The organism is Opacimonas viscosa (assembly GCF_024199005.1).
In the GTDB taxonomy this organism is placed as follows: domain Bacteria; phylum Pseudomonadota; class Gammaproteobacteria; order Enterobacterales; family Alteromonadaceae; genus Opacimonas; species Opacimonas viscosa.
In genome coordinates, this window is sequence record NZ_JANATA010000033.1 from 1 (window position 1) to 11,804 (window position 11,804).

General features: G+C 39.4%; 11 protein-coding genes. 2 read left to right on the plus strand and 9 right to left on the minus strand.

The features are described from left to right. From NLF92_RS12350 to NLF92_RS12365, 4 genes are all read right to left on the minus strand, one after another. On the minus strand, positions 1-1,189 hold a 1,189-nt coding region (locus NLF92_RS12350; RefSeq protein WP_254102423.1), incomplete at its 3' end, for a hypothetical protein. A 601-nt stretch (positions 1,190-1,790) separates the two neighbouring features. Beyond that, on the minus strand, positions 1,791-2,021 hold the full coding sequence (locus NLF92_RS12355; protein WP_254102425.1) for a TIGR02647 family protein: 231 nt from the start codon (positions 2,019-2,021) through the stop codon (positions 1,791-1,793). A gap of 251 nt (positions 2,022-2,272) precedes the next feature. Further along, entirely contained in the window at positions 2,273-2,767 is a 495-nt protein-coding gene (locus NLF92_RS12360) for a helix-turn-helix transcriptional regulator (protein ID WP_254102427.1), read from the minus strand. A gap of 52 nt (positions 2,768-2,819) precedes the next feature. Beyond that, the gene (locus NLF92_RS12365; protein ID WP_254102429.1) at positions 2,820-4,553 is read right to left on the minus strand and encodes a DUF5666 domain-containing protein; all 1,734 of its coding nucleotides are present in this window, start codon (positions 4,551-4,553) and stop codon (positions 2,820-2,822) included. Positions 4,554-4,985: 432 nt separating this feature from the next. Here NLF92_RS12365 and msrA point away from each other — a divergent pair, with 432 nt between their 5' ends. Beyond that, positions 4,986-6,212, plus strand: a complete 1,227-nt coding sequence (gene msrA / locus NLF92_RS12370; RefSeq protein WP_254102443.1) for a peptide-methionine (S)-S-oxide reductase MsrA — start codon at positions 4,986-4,988, stop codon at positions 6,210-6,212. 63 nt (positions 6,213-6,275) lie between these two features. After that, entirely contained in the window at positions 6,276-6,662 is a 387-nt protein-coding gene (locus tag NLF92_RS12375; RefSeq protein WP_254102431.1) for a DUF2306 domain-containing protein, read from the plus strand. 213 nt (positions 6,663-6,875) lie between these two features. Here NLF92_RS12375 and adk read toward each other — a convergent pair whose 3' ends face one another. The 5 genes from adk to NLF92_RS12400 form a co-directional block, all read right to left on the minus strand. Continuing rightward, entirely contained in the window at positions 6,876-7,520 is a 645-nt protein-coding gene (gene adk, locus NLF92_RS12380; protein WP_254102433.1) for an adenylate kinase, read from the minus strand. A 167-nt stretch (positions 7,521-7,687) separates the two neighbouring features. Continuing rightward, positions 7,688-9,604: a molecular chaperone HtpG gene (gene htpG / locus NLF92_RS12385; RefSeq protein ID WP_254102435.1), complete on the minus strand. Its 1,917-nt coding sequence runs from the start codon at positions 9,602-9,604 to the stop codon at positions 7,688-7,690. A gap of 92 nt (positions 9,605-9,696) precedes the next feature. Continuing rightward, entirely contained in the window at positions 9,697-10,296 is a 600-nt protein-coding gene (recR, locus tag NLF92_RS12390; protein WP_254102437.1) for a recombination mediator RecR, read from the minus strand. A gap of 51 nt (positions 10,297-10,347) precedes the next feature. Beyond that, the gene (locus tag NLF92_RS12395) at positions 10,348-10,674 is read right to left on the minus strand and encodes a YbaB/EbfC family nucleoid-associated protein (RefSeq protein ID WP_254102439.1); all 327 of its coding nucleotides are present in this window, start codon (positions 10,672-10,674) and stop codon (positions 10,348-10,350) included. A gap of 9 nt (positions 10,675-10,683) precedes the next feature. Then, a partial coding sequence (locus NLF92_RS12400) for a DNA polymerase III subunit gamma/tau C-terminal domain-containing protein (protein ID WP_254102441.1) occupies positions 10,684-11,804 on the minus strand: 1,121 nt, incomplete at its 5' end.

The following is an 11,804-nucleotide window of genomic DNA, read 5'->3' on the forward strand; positions in this document are numbered from 1 at the left end:
CATTGGCTTCTGCTGTACCAGATAAGGTCGTGGTTTGCTCAGCACCATTAATCACATTATCAGCTGTGACATCTGTAATCGTCGGTGCTATCGGCGCTATTGTGTCGACTTGAATAATAAAAGATGTTGTTGCTGATACATTACCAAAGTTATCTGTAATCGATAATGTCAAGGTCTCTTCACCCTCTTCCATTGCAGAGACATCTTCTGAAGTTAGGGTGTAACTCCATGTTCCTTCATCAGAAACTACTATTGATTTAACATCACCTGCAATCGTCAATGCTAATGTTGATCCGCCTTCAGCATTACCAACCAGTATAGAAGTAACTTCTGACGCTGCAATCACATTATCCGTTGCAACAGTATCAATTGAAGGGGCATCTGGGTTGATTGTGTCAATTTGTAGAGATCCAGAGGATGTCTCACTTACTCTACCACCGTTACGATTTGACGTTACAGAAACAGATATATCACCTTGCCCAACATCAGCGATATCAGAAGCTGTAAATGTAACTGTATATGCACCATTAATGTCTGTACTGACATTTTTGGTTAATCCACCCGCTGTAACAGCAACAGAAGCATTTTTATCTGCTGTACCTGATACAGTAAATGTTGCTTCTGAAGCATTTACTTGGTTATCACTGATCGATAGTGTCGGTACTGGAATTGGTTCATCATCGTCTTGGGAAGCTGCATATCCAATGGCGCCACCCGCTAATGCACCAAGCCATATCCAATTTCGAGCAAAGAAACTAGGTTCCTCGATAACAACCTCTTCTACTTCTTCACCCTCTGCTACAATGTTTACTACATCAGATTTGACACCCTCTTGTACTGTTGGCGCCTCATTTGGTGATTCAAGCTCACTTGCTGTTTCCTGTGCAGAAATTTCACTAGATGCCAAACTCTCTTCAGCTTCTTTTTCTTGTGCCTCTTTTTGTTCTTGCACTTCAGCCTTTGAATGTTGCTGCTCGTTAAGAATATTGTCATCACTAACAATCTGTTCGCCCGTCTTTTCAAATTCAGTGGCTAATTCAGACTTAGTATTTACAATGTCTTTTGTTGTTTTTTCACTAAGAGGTAAAGTTATCTCTGCTCCAGAATTTAGCTTATTGGCATCACCATCAACAAAGGCTTCCGGGTTTGTTTTTACAGTTTCGTCCATAAGATCTTTGATGTCTTTCATTGATAAGCTCTCTTGTTTTTGAATATGGGTAGTTAGAATGCCCCAAAGGGTTTGACCTTCAGCTGACTTGTTTTAGATGTATCATATGCTAAAAGGACACTAAAAAAATATAAGAAAAATTCTTAGATAGAATGAAAAAATAACGTTTTATTTACATTGTGAGTCTAAATAAACTGGACACTTTTAGTGTGATTAACATTTCTGAGCTTTTATAGCACAAGGAAAATATTTTATAGTTAAGGAATTTTAAAAAACGTTAAGATAAGAAATAAGCATAAGGAGGGTTGCATCCATGCAACATTTTAATCCATTACTTTTGCTTTTGCTTCCAAGCGACCTACTAATCCATTAAAAAATATCATAAAAATGTATTAAGAAAATACGATGACATTTTGATGAAGGTACTATGACATTTTAAGTTTTATTGTAAGCCTGACAAGATTGCCAACCTAACACTTAGGCTAAAGCTGATGTATTACTGATGAATCAGTTGAGATTAGGAGTTTTAGAACACAGTGTTCCTGACAGAAGAGTTATGGTTATAGAGGCGTTACCTTGCCATTTGGTTTCGCAATATAACCATACCTAAGGGGTGGATGTTTTATTTTAATGCCAGCTTCAAAATATTTGCATATTTAAGCAGGTCATATCCAAGCTCAGTCAAGTACCCGCCGTCCGTCTGCGTAATAATCCCTTTAGCAAACAGGCGCTTGCCCGCCTCAATTTTACTCGGCTCAGCATCATTATGGATTTTAATTCCCTGCATGAGGCTGTTGTCAGGGAATAGTAGTAATAGTTCAAGCTCAGCAATTTGGTCGTTGGTAAAACTCATCGGGCATCCTTGTGTTCATTGTTAACAAAATGTTATATCAATCATTAGGGATAAGTGCGGGATAGTCAACTTTTGTTTTTCTATGGAGGATAAAAGTTGACAAAAAAATATTGATTATCCGCCTGGTGTTATTTTGGTAAGCATGCACATTGTGGATATTTCGCCAAAATACTTAACTTAAAGACTCAACCAAAATGGCAAAAAATTTTGAACTGTGGACATTGAAATTTTATTGGATAAGGCAGATAGATTTAGTTAATTAATTCTTCAAAAAAAAGAGCTGCCAACTCATGTCGTCCATTAACATTTGCCTTTTTGTAGATAGAGGAAGCTTGATGACTTACCGTTTTTGGAGATTTTGAGCGCACTTCTGCAATCTCATAGTTACTTAAACCTTTTACCAAAAGGAGCGCCACTTCTTTTTCCGTTTTAGTAAATTCCCAAATATCAAATTGTTTATCAATTGCTTCGAAAAATGATTTTTTAGATGCTATCACTTGTTGGGATAAATCTTGGAATTTGTCCCGGCTAACTTTTAGTTGCTCAGATAATAATTGCGCCTGTTTACTTCGCTGACGAATATCTAGTGTAAGATAAATAAACATCCCAAGTGACAAGATAATCAATATAAATTCTTGAATGATGTGGTAAAGCTCTACTTTATGGCTAAAATCGATGTATAAATCGAAGAGCTTAAACAAAATAATCAGCATTAACACGCCGGAAATGACTTTATCTTTATGCATAATTTAGTAATGGGCTATCAAATGATAACCCATACTAACAAACTCGCTTTAACTAATCATTATCCATAAGTTCTATTTCAACTTCATACGCCTGTATATATGTATCATCAACCCAGACGCCTTCTACTTCAACAGAATTACCAACGGACAAACGGGTCATGAAATCGTTCAATGTTAAGCGTTGATCATTGAATTCAAAATCGGTGGTATACGTAACACGAATCTCAATCCCATTTAAACGAAATGACTGCGTAGAAAGTACCTCCGTCACGGTTCCTTCCAATTCAGCGTAACCTACTGTTGCGTAATCAATGTCATCACTTTCATTACTCGTATACTGAGATTCGACTTCTATCTCCGTGACAACAAACTCACCATTTATGAATTGACCTTCTACTTCAACTTCTAAGTTACTTGAAGCCGTTAACGCAGCAAAAAAAGGTGTTATCATTACTAACGTGTCATCAACAAACAATCGCATTTGATTATTAACTTGAATTTCGACGCCATTCAACGAAAATCGCTGTAATTGGTCATCCACATTTTGAATTGGCCCTTCTAACTCCCACTCTTCTCGAAATTCGTCATCCGATTCCCGATCTAAGCGCTGAATTAGGCGTTGGCCTTGACTATCAATGACAAATACAACCTCAACTTTATCATTAACACTTAGCTGTTCGAAACGAATAAATTGATCATTATCATCCTCAAAACGAGAGGAAGCGACAATTGCATATAAGACACCATTTACCGTAATCGTTTTTGCGTTTGAATCAATCTCACTAATAGTACCTTTTACTTTGCCATCGTGGCGATACTGTTCATTTTCAAGCTCAATTTTGGTAATAGTATTGGTATCTGTATTTACATAAATTTCTACTAAATCATTTACTACTAAAGAAGAGGTACCCTCTAGCACTACATTTTCTGCAATGTTATAAACCACCCCGTTAATGCTTAATGTTGTGTTATCAGGTGATAATGCGGTGATAATGCCGTGAATCTCTAGACGATTCACAGCATCATCTTCCCATTGACGGTAGTCCTCTTGACCCTCAATATCGATGTAAGAGGCCGTGAAAACTCCGTTAACCACTTGTCCAGCTACTTTGACTAATGCACCCGCAGAAGGAGTATCGCCAATTGCTTCTGCAAAATTCACGGTCAACGAGTTAAGCTCAAACGTTTGGTTATTGACGTCTAGATTCGATATAAAACCGATTGTATATTCTTGGCCGTCATTCGATTCATCATTGTCGATTTCGATATATGAAGCAATATATTGGCCCTGCTGATTTACGATGCCACTAGCTTCGATACGTTCACCTACTCGTAGACTGCTCTCAGACACACCGATAAAGTGTGTTAGATTGTTATATGCGATAGCTGTTCCTGCGACATTAATGAGATTATTGTTGCGATCAATACTCACCACTAGGCCTTCTATATCTCGCTCGTAACTCACCTGAGTAGCTTCACTGTCAGAGCCATCGTTGCTTTCATTAACAAGTAAGGATACCCGCATGCCGACACTTAAATCGGTGATGCTTCTGCCAGTATTTCCATTCGTCGTGACTGCAGCGTTGTCTGTTATGTAACGTTTACCATCAATATAAATACTACCAAAACCCGTTATCGTACCCGTTTTTATGACTTTGCTTACTGTCGGAACGACAGGCACTACAGGGGAATTGACGCTTGGGTTGTTACTTGAACTACTATTCCCACCACAACCAGCTAAAATGATAGTGAAGGTTAAAGTACTCAATAAGAATGATGGTTTCATTAGTTATCCTTTGGGTTTGTGTATTTTCTATTACATTAAACCAATATCAAATAAACGCTATAGGGGAAACACCCTATTTATAAAAGTTCATTTATTATCAATAAGTAAGCTGATCAATTGAAATCATTTATATTCACTTTTCAAGCTTCATTTTTATTACTTCTACAACAAAAAAAGATGAATTGAGCAGCTCAATTTAAAAACGGTAGGATGTTATCAATTACAATAAGAATTTCTATATTTAGTGAGCCGACGAAATCTTTTTGGAGTATCAAAGGTCATATGAGCATGTATTATTTTTATTGGTGACATATGTCAAAACTAACTATTTGGGTTATTGCCACACTGATTCTGGTAACTGGCTTCTCATTAATTGAACATGAACTGCGCGCGCAAACAGCTGCGGAGCCGTCATCTCCAGCGATCACTAAAATGCGTGATTTGGTAGCAGATGCAGAGCTTCCTAAAACGGTGATGCGTGAAAAAATCGTCTTAGGTTTGGGCTGCTTTTGGGGTAGTGAGAAAAGGTTCCAAGCTATGCCAGGAGTCATCAATGTGGTTTCTGGATATGCTGATGGACGTGGTTTTGAACCGACATATCGGAATATTACCAAAGCGGTCCATCGCTTTAATCCTGATAACTATGCCGAAGTCATTGAGGTCGAATTTAATCCACAATTGATTAGTGTCGAAACTTTGTTACGAGCATTTTATGAGATGCACAACCCAACTCAAAAAGATGGTCAAGGGAATGATATCGGAACGCAATACCGCTCCACGATTCTCACTACTAACGCTGCGCAAGCAGTTGTCGCCCAGCGTTTAACCACATTGTATCAACAAGCATTAACAGCAAATGGCTATGGTGCTATCACGACTAAAATTAAGCCACTTGATGCGTTTACTCCAGCCGAAGAATACCACCAAGACTACATTGCTAAAAACCCAAATGGTTATTGTCCTGACCATTCTACCGGTGTCAAATTCGATGGTTCACAAACCCAGATAGCAGAACTGGATAACTCATCTATTTTACAAGGACGGCACATCGTAGTAATTGATGCACCAGATTGCCCATACTGTGAAAAATTTAAAGCCGATGTAGCCGATGATTATGCTGGAACGATACCGATGCACTTTCGTCGCTCAGAGCAACTAAGCGGTCTCACTGTCACCTCGCCTACTTGGGCAACCCCTACACTCTTATTTATGCAAGATGGTAAAGAAGTACATGGGGTACAAGGATATGTCGAGCCTGATAAGTTTTATCGCTTACTTGGAGCATTCAAATTAGGTGAATCAGAAGCGTTTAATGTTGCTTTCAACAAAGGTACTGACTCTCGTTTCTGCAAACAATATGAACAGTTTAAAAATGTCGGTGAGGGTGTATTTATCGATACACTCAGTGGTGATCCTTTATTCGATACGGATTATCAGTTTAACTCTGGTACAGGTTGGTTATCTTTTACCGAGGCTGTAGCGGGGAATGTGACTTATCATGAAGATTTATCTTTAGGTATGCGCCGCACGGAGATAAAGGCTAAAACATCCGGCATACACTTAGGTCATGTATTTGACGATGGTCCGAATGGCCAACCGCGTTATTGTATCAACGCCACAGTGCTAGAGTTCATCCCACGCGATGACGAGAAAACCTAAGCTAGCATTTTGTATAGCTTTCATCTATGGTTAAATTATAAACATCAAGGAAATTAACCATAGATGCCTACCAACCCATTCACTCTTGTTCATCTTTTTACTATTTTACCAGCTATCGCTATTGGCACTTTTTTGATGTTGAGTCATAAAGGCAATAGTTTTCATCGTCTTTTAGGCAAGATTTACATGGTGTTAATGCTCATCACTGGTGTAGCCACACTCTTCATGGAAGCCTTTATAGGACCAAAACTATTTGGCCATTTTGGTTTCATCCATTTATTTAGTGTCCTAACGTTATATTCTGTTCCACAAGCGTACTTTGCAGCGAAAAGACATGATGTCAAAGAACACAGAGGAGCCATGGTTGGACTTTATGTGGGGGGTATTATCATTGCTGGGATATTTGCTTTTATGCCTGGTAGAACGATGTATGGGTTGCTATTTGGTTAACATGCCAGAACTGGAGTTAGCTTAGACCTAGTGGTGAATTAAAGCTTAGGAAAAAATTAGAAAATCGGAAAAGAAAAAAGGATAGCAACTTGCTATCCTTTTATAAAATTTGAGCTATGCAAATGTCCTACAGAACATTTAATCTCACTAAATTATGATGACTCACCCGACATCATCCTCCCGCATCACACATACGATACGGATAACATCCTATTAGCCTAATAATTCAGCTAATTGAGCGCTTACTGCTTCAACTGCCTGCGTACCATCAAGTTTGTGATACTGACAGTTACCCGCAGTTGCCTCTGCTTGGTAGTAATCTACTAAAGGTTTAGTTTGGGTATGATAGATGCCTAAGCGATCACGTACTGTCACTTCTTTATCATCATCACGAATGGATAAATCATCACCTGTTTCATCGTCTTTGCCTTCCACTTTTGGTGGATTATAAACAACATGATAAACACGACCAGAAGCTGAGTGCACACGACGTCCACCCATACGCTCAACAATAACATCATCAGGCACGTCAAATTCTAGACAAAAATCAACATTCACACCTGCGTCTTTCATTGCATCTGCTTGAGGGATCGTACGAGGGAAACCATCTAATAGAAACCCATTAGCACAATCATCTTGCGCGATACGTTCTTTAACTAAACCGATGATAATGTCATCAGAAACTAATTGACCAGCATCCATTACTTTTTTAGCTGCAAGGCCCATTTCCGTTCCTGCTTTAATCGCAGAACGTAACATGTCACCTGTTGAAATCTGTGGGATCCCATACTTACCCATTAAGAATTGAGCTTGAGTTCCTTTTCCGGCACCTGGTGCGCCTAATAAAATGATGCGCATCGGGCATCCTCCATTAATAATACAAAAAATAATTGCGTCTAAGTTACCTATTAATCGACTAGCTTTCAAGAGGATTTAGGTCTTGTCTTAATTGATTACGACTAAAAGCGCAGAATGTAAAAAGGGTGCTACATCTGATGTAGCACCCTTTTTGAAAGCGACTGACTTTATTTAGCCAACGTCATCAATAAGCTGTTAAGATTTTGTACAAAGCTTGCTGGATCTTTCAAACTACCCTGCTCAGATAGTGCCGCTTGATCAAACAACACTTCTGCCCACTTTTTGAACATCTCTACGTCTTGAACATCCGCAAGTGTTTTTACCAACTCGTGCTCAGGGTTCATTTCAAAGTGATATTGCACTTCTGGAACTGGTTGACCGGCAGCTTGCATTAGCTTGACCATTTGGGTCGTCATCCCATTCTCATCTGCAACGATACAAGCTGGGGATTCAGTTAAACGATGCGTGAATTTCACTTCTTTAACTTTGTCACCAAGCGCTTCTTTAACACGCTCTAAAACACCTTCAACCGCTTTTTCAGCTTCTTGTTTCGCTTCTTTATCCTCTGCAGAATCAAGCTCATCCAAAGAACCCTGTGCGATTGACTGGAATGATTTCTCTTTGTACTCACTCAAATGAGACATTAACCACTCATCAATACGCTCAGACATTAATAACACTTCAATGCCTTTCTTGCGGAAGATTTCAAGATGCGGACTCGTTTTAGCCGCTTGATAGGAATCAGCTGTTACATAATAAATCTTATCCTGACCTTCTTGCATGCGCTCGATGTATTCATCTAACGACACATTTTGTACATCAGAATCATTATTAGTAGATGCAAAACGCAATAATTCACCAATTTTTTCTTTATTAGAGAAATCTTCTGCCGGTCCTTCTTTTAACACATTGCCAAACTCAGACCAAAAACCTTGATATTTCTCAGCATCGTTTTTCGCCATACGGCTTAACATTTGTAACACTTTCTTAGTACATGCTTGACGCATTGCTTGAGAAACTTTGTTGTCTTGTAAGATCTCGCGAGATACGTTTAATGGTAAATCGTTAGAATCTAATAAGCCTTTAACAAAACGTAAGTAAGTCGGCATAAAGTGCTCTGCATCATCCATGATAAAGACGCGTTGGACATAAAGCTTCAAACCGTGTTTATGTTCACGGTTATATAAATCAAACGGTGCTTTTGCAGGAATATACAACAAGCTCGTGTATTCAGTTTTACCTTCAACCTTATTATGTGAATAAGCTAAAGGATCAGCAAAATCATGTGAAATATGCTTATAGAATTCGTTATATTCTTCTTCGCTTACGTCCGATTTGTCACGTGTCCAAAGTGCAGTAGCTTTGTTTATAGCTTCCCATTTGCCTGGTTCAGCTGGAATTTTTTCACCATCTGGACCATCACGCTCTGGGACTTCTTCTTTGAACATGTGTACAGGAATGGAGATATGATCTGAATACTTGGTAATAATAGAGCGTAAACGCCAGTCATCTAAATATTCTTTCTCTTCTTCTCGTAAGTGTAAGATGATTTCTGTACCGCGGTTAGCTTTTTCAATATTAGCTAATGTAAATTCGCCTTCACCTTGAGAAATCCACTCCACACCTTCACTCGCTTCAGCTCCAGCCGCACGAGTACGAACCGTTACTTCATCAGCGACGATAAATGCTGAGTAAAAACCCACACCAAATTGACCGATAAGTTGTGAATCTTTTGCTTGGTCACCAGATAAATTTGAGAAAAATTCTTTAGTACCAGATTTGGCAATTGTACCTAAGTTTTGAATAACTTCATCTCGGTTCATACCAATGCCGTTATCAGCGATAGTTAATGTACCGGCATCTTTATCAATGCTCACCTTAACGTGTAAATCACCATCATTTTCATATAAAGCATCATTTGATAGCGCTTTGAATCGTAATTTATCAGCAGCATCAGCAGCATTTGACACGAGTTCACGTAAAAAAATCTCTTTGTTAGAATACAAAGAGTGGATCATAAGTTGAAGTAATTGTTTTACTTCGGTTTGAAAGCCATGTGTTTCTTGTTGAACGGTTTCGCTCATACTAGATATCTCCTACATAAATCTGTGATTACGGATTGTGTTTATGGAAGATATGTAGGGTTTAAAGATTTTTTTTCAAGCAAAAAAAGAGATTAAATTTCTCGGCGGCCACTAAAGGCATGTGACAGTGTGGAACCATCAATATATTCTAATTCTCCACCCACTGGTACACCATGCGCAATACGTGACGCTTTAATGCCGTGTTGAGAACACATTTGACCGATATAGTGAGCGGTTGCTTCACCCTCTACAGTTGGGTTCGTGGCTAAAATAACTTCTTGGATAGTACTATCAGTCAAACGTTTAGCTAAAATATCTAACCCAATCTCACTCGGTCCTATACCATCAATAGGGGATAAATGTCCCATTAACACAAAGTATTGCCCAGAAAACTCTGAGGTTTGTTCTATAGCAATAATATCTTGTGGGGATTCGACAACACATAAGATTTGAGCTTGTTGTCGTGCAGGACTTGTACAAATACCGCATAATTCACTTTCGGTGAACGTCCGGCACTGAGCACAATGCTTGACATGCTCCATGGCATCATGCATAGCATTTGATAAACGTAAAGCCCCTGGACGGTTGCGTTCTAGTAGATGAAAAGCCATTCTTTGTGCCGACTTAGCACCTACACCAGGAAGACACTTGAAGCTTTCAATCAGCTCTGTAATCAAGGGACTATATTTCATATTTGGCTGCCTTGGTTTTGTTATTATGAGGGCCAGTAAACTAATGCTCTATTAAAAAGGCATTTTGAAGCCTGGAGGTAATGGCATACCACCAGTTACATCAGCCATACGCTCTTTGCTTGTTTCGCCAACACGGCGAACTGCATCATTGGTAGCTGCGGCAACCAAATCCTCAATCATGTCTTTATCATCATCCATCAAGGATGCGTCTATTTCGACACGACGTACGTTATGATTACATGTCATTGTTACTTTAACCATACCAGCACCGGCTTCACCGATCACCTCAATATTGGCAAGTTCTTCTTGGGCCTTTTGCATGCGATCTTGCATTTGTTGGGCCTGTTTCATGATATTTCCCATACCACCTTTAAACATAGTGCTTTCCTATTCTTTTGGTTTTAATGTGCCATCTTTAACAGTGGCATTTAATGTTTTGGTTAATGCTTGTAGATTTGGATCATTAGCGAAGATTGCTTCGACATGAGCTTTTCTAATTGCATTTATTTGACGCTGTAACATCATCGGTGTATTTACTGGTGAACCAGGTTGAATTTCCAACTCGATGGTCATCGCGAAATATTTTTCTAAACTTTCATGTAATGCTTGCTGCGTTGACGCAGTCAATAAATGCGAACTGTCACTTGCCAACGTCAGATTAATCGCACTGCCATGTTGTGTATAAGCAGATTGCACGGCTAGTTGTTTTACCAAACCAGACAAACCTAATTGGCTAATAATATTAGACCAGCGGTCAACTTGTGCTGCATTTTCTAATTTATCACCGTTCGGTAATAACGCCGACAACTGGTTTACGTCAACGTCGTGCAACGTAATAGTTGGACGCTCTTGAGTTTGGTCGTTCAAACCCATTTTACTTGGATCTGTTTCCGGCTGGGCCAATGGTAAATCGGGCTCAGTAACTGTCTCTGGCGCAGTGGTTCTAGGTGAACTTTCTACCCAAGGTGCTTTGTCTTGTTCAGCTGTGGTAGTCGCTTGAGGATTATCTAACGGTTCTGCAACAACTGAAGTCTCTGACTGAAACTCGACATTGCTGTCATGCTGATTGCTGTCTGGTAGTTCACTCGTTGTCAGGGACTCATTACTTTGTGAATTGATATTTTGATTCACTTCATCAATTCGAGGTTCAGTGGTTACATTTTTGGTTTGTAATGAAGCAAGATCTGCATTGTTACTTTGTGTTTTATTAGATTCTGCTGTTTTGTCTTTTTCAGCACTTGCTTTCAACTGACTTTGTGCTGCTAACAAGGCCTCAATTGATGGCGTTGCAAGAGGCTTTGCAGGCACAGGTTCTGACTGAGTTTCAGGTGCACCAAATTGGTCAGGGTGCATATCATAAGCCTCATCAATTAACTCTTCTTGTTCTGCAAACATTTCTGCTTGTTGTCGATCAAACTCATCATCAACCAGTGGCAGTGTTGGAGGTTCCGCTGGTTCCGCTGGTTCCGCTGGTTCCGCTGGTTCCGCTGGTTCCGCTGGTTCCGCTG

Excerpts from the sequence above, each read along its gene's own strand:
- NLF92_RS12355 (WP_254102425.1), bottom strand. The coding sequence starts at position 2,021 with ATGAGTTTTACCAACGACCAAATTGCTGAGCTTGAACTATTACTACTA.
- NLF92_RS12360 (WP_254102427.1), bottom strand. The coding sequence starts at position 2,767 with ATGCATAAAGATAAAGTCATTTCCGGCGTGTTAATGCTGATTATTTTG.
- NLF92_RS12365 (WP_254102429.1), bottom strand. The coding sequence starts at position 4,553 with ATGAAACCATCATTCTTATTGAGTACTTTAACCTTCACTATCATTTTA.
- msrA (WP_254102443.1), top strand. The coding sequence starts at position 4,986 with ATGCGTGATTTGGTAGCAGATGCAGAGCTTCCTAAAACGGTGATGCGT.
- NLF92_RS12375 (WP_254102431.1), top strand. The coding sequence starts at position 6,276 with ATGCCTACCAACCCATTCACTCTTGTTCATCTTTTTACTATTTTACCA.
- adk (WP_254102433.1), bottom strand. The coding sequence starts at position 7,520 with ATGCGCATCATTTTATTAGGCGCACCAGGTGCCGGAAAAGGAACTCAA.
- htpG (WP_254102435.1), bottom strand. The coding sequence starts at position 9,604 with ATGAGCGAAACCGTTCAACAAGAAACACATGGCTTTCAAACCGAAGTA.
- recR (WP_254102437.1), bottom strand. The coding sequence starts at position 10,296 with ATGAAATATAGTCCCTTGATTACAGAGCTGATTGAAAGCTTCAAGTGT.
- NLF92_RS12395 (WP_254102439.1), bottom strand. The coding sequence starts at position 10,674 with ATGTTTAAAGGTGGTATGGGAAATATCATGAAACAGGCCCAACAAATG.